Origin of the sequence: Flavobacterium hibisci, from assembly GCF_020026925.1 — a bacterium.
GTDB lineage: Bacteria > Bacteroidota > Bacteroidia > Flavobacteriales > Flavobacteriaceae > Flavobacterium > Flavobacterium hibisci.
The window spans coordinates 1-15,891 of sequence record NZ_JAIQDW010000006.1; the positions used below are offsets into that span (position 1 = coordinate 1).

Here is a 15,891-nt window from a genome sequence, read left to right on the forward strand (position 1 = left end):
ACATGTTGGCAACCGTAACATTGATAATTATATCCTGATTTTTGACATCCTTTTGTATGACCACATTTCATACAAATAAAGCCTTCTTTCCATTTTATTTGTGCTAAATATGCTTTGCAAGCTTCATCATCCGGCAGTTCTTTTATAAAGTTTAGTATGCTTTGTCCTTGAAATACTTCCATAGTAGTTGATTTTAAAGGCATAAATATACAGAAGCTAAATGATTAACTCAAAAAAATAATTCTAAGAGTTCTGGTTTTCCCTTATCTATTTTTTTTCAAGAATATAATAAAATTAATTCTAAAGGAGCTGTTGTTGGAATTTCTTCTGAAGAAGAATTTTTAAATTATTTAGACAGAAACATGTTTCGAGAATTTATAATATCTTTTATAAACAAAATGAAATTTATTATGGACTGTGATAAATTTATTGAAAAAGATATTGTAATGAAGTTGTTGTTTGATTCTAATAGTAGATTTGTGCCAGAAAATAGAATCTATATGTTTATGGAGGGAATTTATGCTGGTTTTTGCAATAATTATATTTTAGCGGCCCATATATTAATTCCTCAAATTGAAAATAGTTTTAAGTTTGTACTTGAGCAAAACGATAAGTTCACAACAAGATATGCTGAAGATAAACAAAGTGATAATACTTTGGGAGCATTTTTAAATTCAGATAAAGGAGAAGGAATGCTCAAAGATATTTGTAGTCAAAATTTATTCGAAGAGTTAAGTGATTTTTTAATAAATTCAAAAAGTACTAATTTTAGAAATGAATTGTGTCATGGATTAATGGAGCCATTTTTAATTGAACATTATGGCAAATATTTATGGTGGTTATCTTTGAAAATGATAATTCAGACGGATAATTATTTTATATTTCCTAAAGAAGAATAATAAACAAAAAAACAATGGACTTCAGGCTAAAAGTTTTCTACACCGTTGCACTCCGCCTTAATTTTACTAAAGCGGCAACAGAATTGTACATTACTCAGCCGGCCGTTTCCAAGCACATTCAGGAGCTCGAAGAAACTTATAAAACAAAGCTTTTTGAACGTAACGGTTCTAAAATAGCCTTGACTCCTGCAGGGAAAATCCTTTTAGAACATACCAAAAACATTTTCGAAATTTATCGCGAAATCGACTTTGATATGAGTTCGTTTCGTAACGAGCGTCAGGGATTACTGCGATTGGGTTCAAGCACCACCATTTCGCAATATATTATTTCACCTGTTTTAGCAAGATTCCACCAAAAACAACAGGATATTAAAGTCAACTTACTGAACGGAAACACGGAACAGATTGAAAATGCCTTGATCAATAAAGAAATCGAAATCGGAATTGTAGAAGGACAGTCTAAAAACCAATCAATCAAATATGTTCCATTTATAAAAGACGAACTGGTTTTGGTTTGCAATACCCAAAATCCTTTGGTAAAACAAAATGAAATTTCGCTCGAAGATTTAAAATCCATGAAATTCATCACGCGCGAACGTGGTTCAGGAACACTTGAAGTTATAGAATATGCATTAAAACAAGTCGGTGTAAAATTAAGCAATTTACATATCGAAATGCAGTTAGGAAATACTGAAAGTATCAAATCATATTTGCTAAACTCAGATTGTTTTGCTTTTATGTCAATACACGCAGTAGGAAAAGAGCTTAAAAATAACGAATTGATTGTTTTAGATGTGGAAGGTTTATCTATCGAAAGATATTTTTACATTATTACATTATTAGGAAAATCCGATCCCTTATCGGAGCTGTTTATTCAAAATATTTCATCTCATTATAATCTGAAGTTATAGCCGATTGTATTTTACGATTGGCTAATTCCATATAAAGAGCAGAACTTTGCAGGGTAAATATTAAGTTATCCTATTTTGAAAACACAACAACATACAGCGTCCCATTTAGTAGAAGTTAATCTTTTTCTTCAGCAGCTTATTTTTGGAGCAGTGATCATTTTGTGCCTGTTTTCAATTATTTCACCGCCCATTGCTTTATTATTAGGCGTTCTGATCGTAAATGTTTTTGGGAATCCGTTTATAGCATTCAATCATAGAGCTATTACTTTTTTATTACAGTTTTCCGTAGTTGGTCTAGGTTTCGGAATGAATGCTTCATCAGCGATTTCAGCAGGTAAGGAAGGTTTTTTACTGACTGTTTTGTCTATTTTCAGTACATTAATTTTCGGTACATTTTTAGGAAAATGGCTTAAAACCGATAAAAAAACATCGCATTTAATTTCGTGCGGAACGGCAATCTGCGGCGGAAGTGCCATTGCAGCCATTTCGCCAACAATAAAATCAAATGAAAATCAGACTTCAATAGCTTTGGGTGTGATTTTTATTCTGAATTCGGTTGCCTTGTTTGTATTTCCGTTTATTGGGCATCAGCTTGATTTATCCCAGAAAGATTTTGGGTTATGGTGTGCTATTGCGATTCACGACACCAGTTCTGTAGTAGGTGCGGCCAATAAATACGGAGTCGAAGCTTTGCAGACTGCGACAACCGTAAAACTCGCAAGAGCATTATGGATTATTCCGATTTCAATTCTGACCGCTATTATTTTTAAAAATAAAAACTCAAAAATCAATATACCGTATTTTATTGGATTATTTATTTTGGCGATGCTTTTAAATTCTTATGTGCCACAGATAGCTTTTTTTGCTCCAAGTATTACAGGAATTGCCAAAATCGGTTTAACCATAACTTTATTTTTGATCGGGGCGACTTTAAATAGTAATGCTTTGAAATCAGTAGGAGTAAGGCCTTTATTACAGGGAGTTTTCCTTTGGATATTTATTGCAGGTTTAGCTTTGGTGTCAATTTTATATCTTAATTAACTTTAACACATAGAAAAACATAGCTTTTGTAAGTATATAAAAAAGACGTTTCACTTATTCAAAAAACACAGAGCTATGTGTTGAGAGAAATGTGTTTGTCTTTCATATCCTTTTCAAAAGTAAAAAAATCTATTTCTTTTTTATGTGTTTAAATTAAACTTTTAAGGCAACATTCACTAAATTTATCTAACATTAGAAAATTTCACAACAGGTTTACCAACAATCTTGTACCATTTACCGTCAAAAGAAAGGCGTTTTTCAATAGTAAAATTAAACTGTTTTTTAGTCTTAACCATTTCGCTCAATTCCTTTGGCATCTCTACTTCAAAATCATCCTCAGTTCCTTTCGCTTTTTTATAGAATCCCGTTGTTGTAATGGCAAAATCCCTAAAAAACTTTTTCTTGCCATCATTGACAACTTTGTATGTGCTGGACCATTCGGTACTCCCATCAGCATTGTTTGAAAGTCTGTAATCTCCAACTTCCATCAATGTCTGGTATTTTCCATTAAAGCCAACAATAAGGTACAAATAGGCATTGTAAGGTCCGCCAGCGCCGCCATTGGAATGTATGAGCGAAAATGCATATTGATTTTCTCCAATTTCAACCAGTTTTAAAGCAGGAATGTGTGAGAAAGCACCAAATGCAGCAATTGCAGGTTGATACGACTTCATCTCCCAAAGATTCCCATTTTTTGCAAATTTAGCTAATCCTAAAAGTCCTCCGCTAAAACGTCCTGTCTGTGATCCATCGGCATCATAAACGGAATGATTAAAAACCAGCATTTTGAATTGATTTCCTTTAGAGTCTGTATAATTAATAGTAGTGTCCAGTCGTGTTGCAACACCTTCTCTGTAAGGAAATAACGGGTCTTCTTCAACACCATTAACATCGGTGTAGGCTGTAGGTTTACAAGTACTGCATTTCCAGCTTATAAAAGTGTTGTAAGAAGATTTCTTATATAGCTTTCCTGGAAATAATTGCTGCATTGTTTTTATTCCATCTAAAGTTCCGGTTATTTTTAATGTTCTTTTAGGATTTAGAATCGTATCACTAATGTTTTTTAATTGAACAACATCATCTTGTGCAGTACAAATAAAAGTGAATACTAAGAATAGAAATCCGGAATAAATAAGGCGCATATATTTCAATTTTAAGGTAAAAGTAGTACAAACTTTTTGAAAATCTTTAAAACATAAATTTTATGCATACTTGGTGCTGAATTTTATCTAAAACTGAATATAATTAAATTAACACAATATTAATTAGTATTCTTTTGAATTATCTTTAAATGAAATAAATTTGCAGTTCAAATAAACTTCAAATGAAAAACTTTAAAATGAAACCAAGACTAATTGCTTTTTTTGCAGTTATAATTGGATTTTTGACCTTATCATGGGGGATTGTAGGTCATGAACGCATCAATAAAGCTGCAGTTATGGCATTACCTCAGCAACTACAAGTCTTTTTTTACAATCATATCGATTTTATTACACAGGAGGCTTCTGTGCCGGATATTCGTAAATATGCTTTAAAGTACAAAGATGAAAACTCAAGACATTATATTGATTTGGAAAATTTCAAAATTTCTGTAGATAGTTTGCCTAAAACTTTAGAAGAAGCCAATAAAAAATACGATGCTAAATTCCTGAATGATAACGGAATTTTACCTTGGTATATCGAAGACATGATGACTAAATTGACAAAAGCATTCAAAGAAAAAAACAGGGCCGAAATCTTATTCCTGGCAGCCGATTTAGGCCATTACATTGGAGATGCACACATGCCTTTACATACTTCTGCCAACCATGACGGACAATTAAGTGATCAAAAAGGAATCCATTCACTTTGGGAGAGCAGACTGCCTGAACTGTTCGTGAAAAATTACAAATTAAATGTGCCCGAAGCCAAATATTACGAAGATGTTCACAAAGCAACCTGGGACATGATCAGAGATACACATAGTCTGGTGCAGCCATTGCTGGCAGTTGACAAAAAACTAAGAACTTCAACTCCCGAAAATCAGGTTTTTGTTGTAGATGCTGAAGGGAAAATTGTAAAGAGCAAATACAATTCGGCTAAGTTCTCGGACGAATATGCTGCCAAACTGCACACAGAATTAAACGGAATGGTAGAAAACCAGATGAAAAAAGCCATTACAGCAACAGCAAGTTTTTGGTACACGGCCTGGGTAAATGCAGGAAAACCGGACTTAAGCGACTTAGATTCAAAAGAACTTACAAAACGCAACAGTAAAGCGTTAAAAGAAGATTTAAAATTATTCCATAAAGGACAACTTTTCGGAATGCAGAATCAAAACGATTAATAATCTTGTATAAAGAACAATAAAGGCAGCTTTTATAGAGCTGCCTTTTGTTTTTACTATTTACTGAATATATTAATACAGTCTTGTAAATAATCCTTTTTTGTTTCCTGATCCTCCACTGCCGGTAATTGTAATATGTCCAGTATTTCCGTTACCATCATAGCCCCAGGCTAAATTATTTGTTGCCGTATTATTTGTTACTGTATGCGCTACGTTTTGTCCTGCGCTTCCTAATTTAAAGCCATTTCCGTCTCCATTGCTTCCAAAGCCATTGTTACTGGCTGTACAGTTTTTTATTGTAACAGTATAAGGTTGACCATATAAATCCCATCCATCATCAGAGTTGTGGTTTGCAGTACATTTTTCAAACACATTATTTTTTCCTGCAGATAATTTGCAGGCAAAGCCATCTGCATTTTCTCCGGCATTTGCAGCATCGTAATTATCGTTTGATTTACAGGAAAGAATATAGTTATCATGTCCGCCATTGTAAATTTGCAAGCCTGAATCGCCGTTTGATAATGTAGAAACATTATAAGCATAATTATATCCGCCAATTTGAAAAACCAGGCCGCAGTCCGGGGCGTTTTTAATTGTCATATTGGTAATGTTCCAATAGCTGCCATTCACTTTCACACCCCAGCTGCCAGAAGGTAGCCCGGAACAATTTAGGGTACCACCTGTAATACTGATTTTTGAACTTGAAGTACCGCTTTTAGCTAGTTCTAAAGTCTTTGTGAGGTTTATTGTTCCGCTAATTGTAATAACGTCTCCCGCAACCGCAGCAGCTACAGCAGATCGTAATGCACTTTCATTTGTAACTGTACTGTTTTTTGCTGTCAGGGATTTGGTTTGTGTTACAGTTTCCTGAGAATCTGTCGCCGCTTCGTTTTCTTTTACAGGAGTGTCATTTGTATCACAAGAAGCGAAAAGAATGATAGAACACATGATCAGTAACTTAAAATTTGTTTTCATAAAATAAATTGGTTTGGTTAAAATGAGGTTATAAAACTGGATTTTTCCAGATACGTTAAATCATTTATTGTCAATTAAAGTTTGTTTTGTAAACTTAAATAAAAATTCAATATAAAATTACATTATATTTAAAAAATATTAAATTTAATTGTGAATAATAAAATTTTTTGTAAAAAAAGTTGAATTAGTTCAATGTTTTGATTTTTTTTGAATCTTGAGCAAAATTCTTTTGAGGTTTAAGTTTAGAAAGATATAAGCACATCATTCCATTGCCATTTTGTGATGGGATGTATTAAGAGTAGTAAATAATGTTTGAATTGTAAAACAGAATATCTTAAGATATTGAATAGCCGGTTTAAAATTTAAATCTTATAAAATAAGGTGTAAAATAGAACTAGCTAATTAAGGCTCGGCGATCCAGGAATTTTAATATTTCTTTTATGCTTTTTTATAATAAGTAAATAGAAAGTAATGCCGCCCAGAACAATCAGTAAACCTATCTCCAGCTGTCCAAGACTATTGTTTCCGCTATGCATCGCATTAGCGCTTGCCAATTTTGCTTTTCCTTCCTTTACCTGAATTTCAGAAAGCTGATCCAGTGTTTTCAAAGCCTTGTCACATAACGGGACAATATGTTTCCAGTTTTTATTCTGTACATCTTTATTAATCGCTGAGCAGGAAGCCAGAAAACTGTCAAAATGTATCCTTTCCTTTGGTGTCAGTACTGTTTTAAAATACAAATCATCAATGGCGTGTATTATTTTCAAAGCATTTTTAATTTCTTCATTTTTGGTGACATCATTCAGGTTCTCTTTCTGAGCTTCTGCTTTTATATAATGAAGTTCATTTGCATACTGAAAAATATAATAAGCCACAACCAGCCTGTCATTATAAATCGTGTTAATGTTTTCGTTGACATTTTTAGAATTTCGAAGCGTATTAAAGTTGCTAAGCAGGATGATCAGCATAACAATCAGTAAAATAAAAGCGGCTTTTGTTTTGTTGCTGTATTTTTTTAAAATGTCTTTCATCCTGTAGATTTATAATTGGCTTCTTATCAAAGATACATAAATCTAACGTTTTAGAATTGAATGATTTAAAATGTTAAGCAGAATGTTTTTAAGGAGCATTTTCGCGCTGTCCGCTATATCTTTACTGCCGAACCCCGGCAGCAAAGGATGCCGCTTCCATCACGGCTAGGGCTTCAGGTTTCATAATACCAAAAGTCTTATCATTTTTGATATGCTTTTCTTTTCAGTAAATCTGCAGCGGTCTGATAAAACGAAATAGTTTCATTTACTAAATCGGTTCTTTCAGTTTTCAAAGCTTTTTCTTCATAATGAATCTGATATTCGGGCAAAATACCTTCCTGAGGAATTAAAGATAACTGATATTGTTTTACCTGCTGTTTTGGTGACAAAATGGTCAGTACATTATCCTTTATCATTCCTAAATCCTGATATGTTGCGATAAAAGCTCTTGGTTTGTAATCTGGTTTAAAAACATCCTGTCCGTAAAACTTGCTTTCGTAATCAAAATGCAGCAGTCCGAAAAGCGTTGGCATTAAATCAATTTGAGACATGAGCTGATTGTATTTTTCAGCTTTGACAGACGGACTGTAAATAAAAGCCGGAATTCGGTATTTATCTAACGGCAGTTCTGTTTTTCCAGCGCTTGAAGCACAATGATCGGCCACAATTACAAAAACAGTATTTTTAAACCAGGGTTGTTTACCTGCCATATCAAAGAATTTCCTTAAAGCATAATCCGTATATTTTACGCCACCATCCCTGGATTTAGCATCTCCGGAAATATCAATTTTATTATTAGGATAGGTAAACGGCCTGTGGTTGCTGACAGTCATAATATGATTAAAGAATGGTTTTCCTTCTTTCGCCTCCGCATTCATAATTTTTATGGCTTTATTGTACATGTCTTCATCACACACTCCCCAAACATTCGAAAACGTAATTTCCTCATCTGTAAAGTTTGATTTGTCAACGATTTCATATCCGTTACCAGAATAAAAATCTCTCATATTGTCAAAAAAGGCATCTCCTCCATACATGAATTTTACATTATATCCTTTTTGTTTAAAAATATTTCCGGTTGAGAATTTGTTTTTATTGTCTTCACGTTTTACTATGCTTTCACCGGGAGAAGGCGGTAAGCATAAAGTTACAGCTTCGAGGCCGCGAACTGTGCGGTTTCCTGTTGCATATAAATTGGTAAACTCTAAACTCTTTTGCTTCAGACTATCTAAAAAAGGTGTTATATTATTAGTATTTCCATAGGATTTAAGGAAATCAGCACTATAACTTTCTATTGTAATCAGGACTACATTTTTATGGTTCTCAGGATAATCGCTTTCTATATTACGATTAGTATTTTGCCCTGAAACACTTTTGATTTGCTGTTGTAGAATTGCATATGCTTTTCTGTGTGGCAGCGTTTTGTAAAATTCAAAATAGTCCAGTTTATTATTTTGAAAGGCAAGAAAAAATTTATACACGCCATTAGATTGCAGTTCGTTAACAAATACATTTTTTGAGTTTTCTGTTTTGGCTAAAGCTGGAATTGCAATTAAGGAAACTAAAAATAATGCAATATAAACCGCTGAAATCTTAAGTTTAGTTTTAAAATCAGGAATTTCATCAATATAGATCCTTGATTTTTTTATAATAAAATAAGTAATGATTGCCGTAGCCAAAAATAAAGCACTAAATATTGGAATGACAGGATACGATTGCATAATATTCCCAATAACTTCATTGGTGTAAATGAGGTAGTTTACAGCTATGAAATTGTATTTAACTCCAAATTCGTTCCAGAAAAAATATTCACTTATTCCATTTTGCAGGATCAATAAAACATATAGAAAAATAACAAAAGCAAATAACCAGAATCTGATTTTCTTTTTCAGTTTTGGCATAAACAAAAATACGGCAAACAATAAAGTTTTAATTCCCACAAAAATGGTAACAATTTTAGGCAAAGCACCGCCATATTCATCAAAAATGCTTTTTCCGGATGCAATATACAAGAATAAGAGAATTAGTAAACCCATAATTATATAACCTGCAGGCTTGTTGTATTTGGAATCAGAAATAAATAGTAAATACAGCCATAAAAAAGCACTTAGAACCATAAAGACAAACAAATCATTCAATAAGCCAAGACTGAAGATTTTAATGATTTCTAAAAAGTTAAAAGAACTTTGAGTTATTGGATGTAACATTAGTACAATGCGCAACACAAAACTGATGGTAAAATAAAATACACCAAGATTATAAAACGGTGAAAGTTTCTTGTAGAAAGTCATAGGCTTATTTTTTTTACAAAATTAAATCTGGTTGATTAATTCGGAATTAAGAAACAACTTTACCTTGCTTAGGATGAACTTAATATTTGCTTAAGATAAATTGCATATTTTTTATTGTCATAATTTTGAGCATTTACACCATACAAAATTTTTATCTTTGATAACAGGTGATTATAAATTTATAAATAAAATCCTAATAAAATAAAAAAATGTATATTTTAATAGTTGAGGATGAGATGGGTATTGTTCAGTTTTTGAAACAGGGCCTGGAGGAAGAAGGATATGAGATAACTACAGCCAGTGATGGTTTAATAGGTTTTGAACTAACACAAAGCCAGCAATTTGATTTGATTTTACTGGACTGGATGCTGCCAAAGATTAGTGGTATAGATCTTTGTAAAGCTATTAGGATTAAAAATCAGACAACCCCAATTATTTTTTTAACGGCCAAAGATACTGTAAAAGAAACCATCGAGGGGTTGAGGGCCGGAGCAAACGATTACATCAAAAAGCCATTTAGTTTTGAAGAGCTGACTGAAAGGATCAAAGTTCATTTAAGGCATAAAAAAGGTTCGGAAATACTATTGTTAGGAAATATTAAAGTTGATGTATCAAAATACCTTGTTTTAAAAAGTGATGAGGAAATTGCGCTTACCCAAAGGGAATTTGAATTACTTCGTTACCTGATTGAAAACAAAGGAAAAGTATGCACCCGGAACCAGATTTTAAAAGATGTCTGGAATATTAATTTTGAATATGATACCGGGGTTATAGATGTTTTCATGAATGCTATCAGAAAAAAACTGAATTTAAAAATTGAAGAAGACTATATAAAAACAATCCGTGGTGTAGGTTATATTGCTAATGACTAAGTAATGACACAGCTTTCCTTTAAAAACAGAATCGCCTTAAATTATATCATTACAACAGGATTGTTGATTCTGGTAGTTTTTGCAGCTATTTATTTCACAGTAAAATTTACGGTTTATAAGCATCTTGATGAGAATTTAAAGATCGAAATTGAGAATCATTTAAAAGAGATCAAAATAGAAAACGATATGGTTTTCCTGATGGACGCAGAGGAATGGGAGGAGCGCGAGCATAACTCAGTGGATGTAAATCCGGTTTTTGTCCAGTTTTTGGATCTGCATAAAAAAGTGATCGAAAAATCACCAAATTTAAAAAATGAAATTCTTGTATTTCATGATAATGTAGGATTTTATAAAACCTTTGATGCAACCTTATTAAAAAGTACTGTCAGACAGATTCAGGTTCCGCTTGATATAAAATCAAAAAAAATTGGTTATCTGATTATTGCGATGCCGCTTACAGATTCGACCAAAGTTTTAAATAACCTTTTTGAGACTTTGTTAATTGCTTTTCCTTTCATTTTAATACTATTGTTTTTAATTGCGCGCTTTTTTGCCGGAAGGAGCATCAGGCCTATTAATGCCATTACAGATATTTCAGGTATGATTACAAGGGATAATCTTAAAACCCGAATTCCCTTGCCTAAAAAACGTGATGAATTATATACGCTTTCTGAAACAATCAATAATTTGCTGAATCGTATTGAGGATGCCGTAGAGCGTGAAAAGCAATTTGCATCAGATGCATCGCACGAATTGAGAACACCTTTAACTGTTATCAAGGGTACTCTGGAAGTGCTGATCAGAAAACCACGTAATAACAATGAATACGAAGAAAAAATACATTACTGTATCAACGAAGTAGATAATCTCAATATATTGGTGGATCAGCTTCTTATGCTGGCGCGTTTTGAGAATCAAAGACATAATATTTTATCTGAATCTGTTTATCTGAACGCTGTTGTTTTAGATGTAATTACTTTAAATTCAGAGAAAATCAGCAGCAAAGCAATCCATATGAAATTTGATGCCGAAGGAGAATTTTACATCAATTCAGATAATTACCTTGTGGTAACTATTTTTAGGAATATTATTTCTAATGCCCTTAAGTATACAAATAATGGCGGTCAAGTTTCTGTTTCACTTTTTAAAGAAAACAATAAAATTATCTGCAGGATTTCAGACAACGGAATCGGAATTAAGAAAACAGATTTGGAGGCTATCTTTAATCCTTTTTTCAGGTCGAATTCGTCAGTACATCCAGAAATTAAAGGAACAGGATTAGGATTGTCTATCGTTAAACGTTTTACAGAACTGCTTGATATTAAATTTCAGATAGAAAGCAGGATTAATGAAGGTACAACAGTAGTTTTAGAATTTAATGAAGAGGAAATTAGGCTATAAAAAACAACGTTCGTGAATAGGCAGCAAATGGTTAAGAATCTTTTTTTAACAATAAACTGCTGTTAAGTTAAAATAAAAATTGCTTTTTTATGAAATTAACCTTTATATTTGCAACCGAATCAAAGAATAAAAAACAACATAAAAATGTTTAGTAACCAATTACATCATCATCATTTTCATAATTGCTCTCAGGCGATGTGTTAATGTATGGATGTAAATCATCATATTTTAAAACCCGTTTGAGTACATCAAACGGGTTTTTTATTCCCTATTCTTTGTACTCAAACTATTAATTAAACAAAAAAGAAAAATGAGTACTTTAAAAATTGCAATTCAGAAATCAGGTCGTTTAAACGAAGATAGCATTCAGATCCTAAAAGACTGCGGTATTTCAATCAACAACGGAATCGATCAGTTAAAAGCAGAAGCTTCAAATTTTCCTCTTGAAGTTTTATATTTAAGAAATTCTGATATCCCTCAATATTTAATTGACGGAGTAGTAGATTTAGCAATTGTAGGCGATAATCTTTTGGTAGAAAAAGGAAAAGGTATCGAAGTAGTTCAGAAATTAGGATTTTCTAAGTGTAAAGTTTCTGTAGCAGTTCCAAAAACTTTTGAATACAATTCGGTTCAGGATTTGGCTGGTTTGCGTATTGCAACTTCATATCCAAATACAGTTAATGAATATTTTGGTTCATTCGGATTAACCGTTGATATTCATCAGATTTCCGGATCGGTAGAAATTGCACCGAATATTGGTCTTGCCGACGCCATTGTTGATATTGTTTCAAGCGGAAGTACTTTGTTTAAAAATAATTTGAAAGAAGTTGAGGTAATTTTGAAAAGTGAAGCGGTTTTAGCGGTTTCTCCAAAAGTTTCCCCTGAAATTCAAAAACACATCAATACGTTGAAATTCAGAATCCAGTCTGTTTTAAGAGCCAGAAATTCAAAATATATTTTGATGAACGTGCCAAATGACAAGATTGATGAAATTGGCAAAATTTTACCCGTTTTAAGAAGCCTTACCGTTTTGCCTTTAGCACAGGAAGGCTGGAGTAGCGTTCACTCTGTAATTGATAAAGATACTTTTTGGGACGTAATCGATCAGTTGAAAGAAGCCGGAGCAGAAGGGATTCTGGTTTGCCCAATTGAGAAAATGGTACTCTAGTAAAAGAAATTCCAATTTTTAAATTCCAAATTCCAAACTTTGCGTTTTTATTGATAAAGAATAGAACAAAAATTTGCGCTCTTTGCGGTTAAAAAAATACAACAATGAATAAAATAAATAACCCAAAACCGGATACGTGGTCCCAAATATTAAAAAGACCTACGAAAACAATCGATGATATTGAAGTTACGGTTAAAGAAATATTTAAAGAAGTACAGAAAAAAGGAGATGAAGCGGTTGCAAAATACACATCTATTTTCGACGGAATTGCTTTAGAGAATTATGAAGTTACTTCGGAAGAAATTCAGGAAGCAATTACTTTAGTTTCAGCCGAACTGAAAGAAGCAATCCAGTTGGCTAAAAATAATATTTATAAATTTCACTCCGCACAAAAAACAGAAAGAATCTCAATTGAAACGATTGATGGCGTTAACTGTTGGCAGGAAAAAAGACCTATCCAAAAAATTGGTTTGTATATTCCGGGCGGAACTGCTCCTTTGTTTTCAACGGTTTTAATGTTGGCTGTTCCTGCTGAAATTGCAGGTTCAAAAGAAATTGTTTTGTGCTCGCCTCCGGATAAAAACGGAAAAATAAATCCAGCGATCTTGTATGCTGCCAATTTATGCGGCGTGACCAAAATATTAAAAGTAGGCGGAATCCAGGCTATTGCGGGAATGACATTTGGAACCCAGTCAATTCCGAAAGTATATAAAATTTTTGGTCCAGGAAACCAGTTTGTAACGGTAGCGAAGCAATTGGCAACACAATTTGGTGTAGCAATTGATATGCCGGCCGGGCCTTCAGAATTATTGGTGATGGCAGATGATACAGCTGTCCCGGCATTTGTAGCTTCGGATTTATTGTCTCAGGCAGAACATGGGGCAGACAGTCAGGTAATTTTGGTTTCAACATCTAAAAAACTGATTGACGCTGTTGAAAAAGAAATAGAAATTCAGCTAGAGGCCCTTCCAAGAAAAGAAATTGCTAAAAAAGCTATTGCCAATTCTAAATTGATTTTTGTTGAAAACGATAAAATTGCTTTAGAACTTATAAATGAATACGGACCGGAGCACTTTATTATCTGTTCAGAATACGATGATTTTTACTGTAATGGTGTTGTAAATGCGGGTTCTGTTTTTATTGGAAATTATACTCCGGAAAGTGCAGGCGATTACGCTTCAGGAACTAATCATACTTTGCCGACAAATGGTTACGCCAAAAATTACAGCGGTGTAAATCTAGATAGTTTTATGAAATCCATGACGTTTCAGAAAATTTCAGAGAAAGGAATTCAGAATATTGGGCCAGCAATTGAAATTATGGCGGAAGCAGAAGGGTTGCAGGCACATAAAAATGCTGTGACTTTACGTCTGCAATCCTGCGAGGTTTCCAAAACCTGGTAGGTTGAATTAATTATGGATTTCTGATAAAAAACATACCTACAAGGTTTTGAAAACCTTGCAGGAAAAAAAATAAAACAATGAGTACCTTCGATATAAACACAATCACACGTGAAAACGTAAAAATATTAAAACCATATTCGTCTGCACGTGATGAATTTGAAGATTTTGATACAGCCGAAATGATTTTTCTAGATGCCAATGAAAATCCGTTTCAGAATGGCGTGAACCGTTATCCGGATCCACAACAGAATTCGGTTAAAGCGATTTTAGCTAAAAATAATAATGTAAAACAAAGCCAGGTTTTATTAGGAAACGGAAGCGATGAGGTTTTGGATCTGCTTTTCAGGGCTTTTTGCGAACCAAAAACAGACAATATTATATCATTGCCGCCAACTTACGGAATGTACAGTGTTCTCGCAAATATTAATGCAATTGAAAACAGGGAAGTTTTGTTGTCAACAGATTTTCAGCCACAGGTTGAGAAAATTTTAGAAGCGGTTGATGACAATACCAAAATTATCTTTTTATGTTCGCCAAATAATCCAACCGGAAACTCTTTTTCAGATGAAAGTGTGGTGAAGTTGCTTCAAAATTTCAAAGGGTTAGTCGTAATTGATGAAGCCTACATTGATTTCTCGGATAAAGAAAGCTGGCTGATTGAAATCGATGAATATCCAAATCTGGTGATTACGCAAACACTTTCAAAGGCGTACGGTTTGGCCGGAATCCGTTTGGGAGTTTGTTATGCTTCAGAAGATGTGATTTCAATTTTAAATAAAATCAAGCCTCCGTATAATGTAAACGAACTGACGCAGCAAAGAGCGATTGCCCGTTTAAAGGATGGAGAAAAAATAAAACAGGAGATTGCTGCTATTATCGAACAAAGAGAAGAGTTGCTGAAAGTTTTGGCAGACGTTGCTTTTGTTGAAAAAGTTTATCCAACAGAAGCTAATTTTGTATTAGTAAAAGTTGACGATGCCAATAAACGATACAATCAGCTGATTGAGAAAGGAATTGTAATCCGCAATAGAACAACACAACCTTTATGCGAAAACTGCCTTCGTTTCACGATTGGAATTCCTGAAGAAAATGCTGTTTTGATTAAAGAATTGAAGGAATTGAAATAAAATATATAAAAGATGATGAAAATGTATAAAGTATTGTTGACGCTTTCGATTGCATTAAGCTTTGTTTCTTTTACAAATGCTCAAGAGAAGGAAAATATAGAAACGGGTAAGATTTATTTCTTACGTTCAACAGGTTTTGCCGGATCTGCGCAAGCATTTAAAACATTTATTGATGAAAAATTTGTTTGCAAATTGAATAATAAGAAGTATTCAATTCATGAAGTTCCTGTAGGAAAACATTCATGTTCAGTACAATTTGGTGGAAAAAAATCAAAAGAAGGTGCTGAAAAATTTGAAGTTTTAGTTGAGCAAGGTAAAATAACTTATGTTCAGATTGTTTTTGAAACTGGTATGTGGATTAATAATGTTTATTGTGAAGAAGTAACAGAAAATACGGCTAAGCAGAAGATGATTAATATGTCTGAAGATACAGATTGCCAATAATA

At 33.2% G+C, this 15,891-nt stretch carries 15 protein-coding genes; 10 read left to right on the top strand and 5 right to left on the bottom strand.

All coding sequences use genetic code 11. The annotated features are described in order from the left end of the window. The coding region (locus K8B81_RS07895; RefSeq protein WP_223680628.1) for a transposase at positions 1–182 on the bottom strand (182 nt) is incomplete at its 3' end. A gap of 228 nt (positions 183–410) precedes the next feature. Here K8B81_RS07895 and K8B81_RS07900 point away from each other — a divergent pair. The 3 genes from K8B81_RS07900 (at position 411) to K8B81_RS07910 (ending at position 2,851) form a co-directional block, all read left to right on the top strand. Next, positions 411–899 carry a DUF4209 domain-containing protein gene (locus K8B81_RS07900; protein ID WP_223680629.1) on the top strand — a complete coding sequence of 163 codons (489 nt, stop codon included), beginning with the start codon at positions 411–413 and terminating at the stop codon, positions 897–899. 14 nt (positions 900–913) lie between these two features. Then, the gene (locus K8B81_RS07905) at positions 914–1,810 is read left to right on the top strand and encodes a LysR family transcriptional regulator (RefSeq protein WP_223680631.1); all 897 of its coding nucleotides are present in this window, start codon (positions 914–916) and stop codon (positions 1,808–1,810) included. A 75-nt stretch (positions 1,811–1,885) separates the two neighbouring features. Continuing rightward, positions 1,886–2,851 (top strand): YeiH family protein, encoded by a 966-nt coding sequence (locus tag K8B81_RS07910; protein ID WP_223680633.1) that lies wholly within the window; start codon positions 1,886–1,888, stop codon positions 2,849–2,851. Positions 2,852–3,033: 182 nt separating this feature from the next. Here K8B81_RS07910 and K8B81_RS07915 read toward each other — a convergent pair whose 3' ends face one another. After that, positions 3,034–3,993, bottom strand: a complete 960-nt coding sequence (locus K8B81_RS07915) for a hypothetical protein (RefSeq protein WP_223680635.1) — start codon at positions 3,991–3,993, stop codon at positions 3,034–3,036. Between the two features lie 182 nt (positions 3,994–4,175). On the opposite strand from K8B81_RS07915, the gene K8B81_RS07920 reads away from it, so the two are divergent. Further along, positions 4,176–5,177, top strand: a complete 1,002-nt coding sequence (locus K8B81_RS07920) for a zinc dependent phospholipase C family protein (protein ID WP_223680637.1) — start codon at positions 4,176–4,178, stop codon at positions 5,175–5,177. A gap of 72 nt (positions 5,178–5,249) precedes the next feature. Here K8B81_RS07920 and K8B81_RS07925 read toward each other — a convergent pair whose 3' ends face one another. The 3 genes from K8B81_RS07925 to K8B81_RS07935 form a co-directional block, all read right to left on the bottom strand. Continuing rightward, positions 5,250–6,152, bottom strand: a complete 903-nt coding sequence (locus K8B81_RS07925) for a right-handed parallel beta-helix repeat-containing protein (RefSeq protein ID WP_223680639.1) — start codon at positions 6,150–6,152, stop codon at positions 5,250–5,252. A gap of 398 nt (positions 6,153–6,550) precedes the next feature. After that, on the bottom strand, positions 6,551–7,183 hold the full coding sequence (locus K8B81_RS07930; RefSeq protein WP_025571215.1) for an MCP four helix bundle domain-containing protein: 633 nt from the start codon (positions 7,181–7,183) through the stop codon (positions 6,551–6,553). A 200-nt stretch (positions 7,184–7,383) separates the two neighbouring features. After that, on the bottom strand, positions 7,384–9,474 hold the full coding sequence (locus K8B81_RS07935; protein WP_223680641.1) for an LTA synthase family protein: 2,091 nt from the start codon (positions 9,472–9,474) through the stop codon (positions 7,384–7,386). Between the two features lie 209 nt (positions 9,475–9,683). On the opposite strand from K8B81_RS07935, the gene K8B81_RS07940 reads away from it, so the two are divergent. The 6 genes from K8B81_RS07940 (at position 9,684) to K8B81_RS07965 (ending at position 15,889) form a co-directional block, all read left to right on the top strand. Further along, complete coding sequence (locus K8B81_RS07940; RefSeq protein ID WP_223680643.1) at positions 9,684–10,346, top strand: response regulator transcription factor; 663 nt, start codon at positions 9,684–9,686, stop codon at positions 10,344–10,346. 3 nt (positions 10,347–10,349) lie between these two features. Beyond that, positions 10,350–11,747, top strand: coding sequence for a sensor histidine kinase (locus tag K8B81_RS07945; protein WP_223680645.1), 1,398 nt, complete (start codon positions 10,350–10,352; stop codon positions 11,745–11,747). Between the two features lie 310 nt (positions 11,748–12,057). Next, positions 12,058–12,915, top strand: coding sequence for an ATP phosphoribosyltransferase (gene hisG / locus K8B81_RS07950; protein WP_223680646.1), 858 nt, complete (start codon positions 12,058–12,060; stop codon positions 12,913–12,915). A gap of 104 nt (positions 12,916–13,019) precedes the next feature. Then, positions 13,020–14,318, top strand: coding sequence for a histidinol dehydrogenase (gene hisD / locus K8B81_RS07955; protein ID WP_223680648.1), 1,299 nt, complete (start codon positions 13,020–13,022; stop codon positions 14,316–14,318). A gap of 77 nt (positions 14,319–14,395) precedes the next feature. Further along, positions 14,396–15,445 carry a histidinol-phosphate transaminase gene (gene hisC, locus K8B81_RS07960; RefSeq protein ID WP_223680650.1) on the top strand — a complete coding sequence of 350 codons (1,050 nt, stop codon included), beginning with the start codon at positions 14,396–14,398 and terminating at the stop codon, positions 15,443–15,445. 21 nt (positions 15,446–15,466) lie between these two features. Next, a complete protein-coding gene (locus K8B81_RS07965) occupies positions 15,467–15,889 on the top strand; it encodes a DUF2846 domain-containing protein (RefSeq protein WP_223680652.1) in 423 nt (140 codons plus the stop codon). Positions 15,890–15,891: the final 2 nt, after the last annotated feature.

What these genes read in the sequence shown, in the direction of transcription:
- K8B81_RS07965 (WP_223680652.1), top strand. Translation starts at nt 15,467, where the DNA reads ATGTATAAAGTATTGTTGACGCTTTCGATTGCATTAAGCTTTGTTTCT.
- K8B81_RS07905 (WP_223680631.1), top strand. Translation starts at nt 914, where the DNA reads ATGGACTTCAGGCTAAAAGTTTTCTACACCGTTGCACTCCGCCTTAAT.
- K8B81_RS07935 (WP_223680641.1), bottom strand. Translation starts at nt 9,474, where the DNA reads ATGACTTTCTACAAGAAACTTTCACCGTTTTATAATCTTGGTGTATTT.
- K8B81_RS07920 (WP_223680637.1), top strand. Translation starts at nt 4,176, where the DNA reads ATGAAAAACTTTAAAATGAAACCAAGACTAATTGCTTTTTTTGCAGTT.
- hisC (WP_223680650.1), top strand. Translation starts at nt 14,396, where the DNA reads ATGAGTACCTTCGATATAAACACAATCACACGTGAAAACGTAAAAATA.
- hisD (WP_223680648.1), top strand. Translation starts at nt 13,020, where the DNA reads ATGAATAAAATAAATAACCCAAAACCGGATACGTGGTCCCAAATATTA.
- K8B81_RS07945 (WP_223680645.1), top strand. Translation starts at nt 10,350, where the DNA reads ATGACACAGCTTTCCTTTAAAAACAGAATCGCCTTAAATTATATCATT.
- hisG (WP_223680646.1), top strand. Translation starts at nt 12,058, where the DNA reads ATGAGTACTTTAAAAATTGCAATTCAGAAATCAGGTCGTTTAAACGAA.
- K8B81_RS07930 (WP_025571215.1), bottom strand. Translation starts at nt 7,183, where the DNA reads ATGAAAGACATTTTAAAAAAATACAGCAACAAAACAAAAGCCGCTTTT.
- K8B81_RS07915 (WP_223680635.1), bottom strand. Translation starts at nt 3,993, where the DNA reads ATGCGCCTTATTTATTCCGGATTTCTATTCTTAGTATTCACTTTTATT.
- K8B81_RS07900 (WP_223680629.1), top strand. Translation starts at nt 411, where the DNA reads ATGGACTGTGATAAATTTATTGAAAAAGATATTGTAATGAAGTTGTTG.
- K8B81_RS07940 (WP_223680643.1), top strand. Translation starts at nt 9,684, where the DNA reads ATGTATATTTTAATAGTTGAGGATGAGATGGGTATTGTTCAGTTTTTG.
- K8B81_RS07925 (WP_223680639.1), bottom strand. Translation starts at nt 6,152, where the DNA reads ATGAAAACAAATTTTAAGTTACTGATCATGTGTTCTATCATTCTTTTC.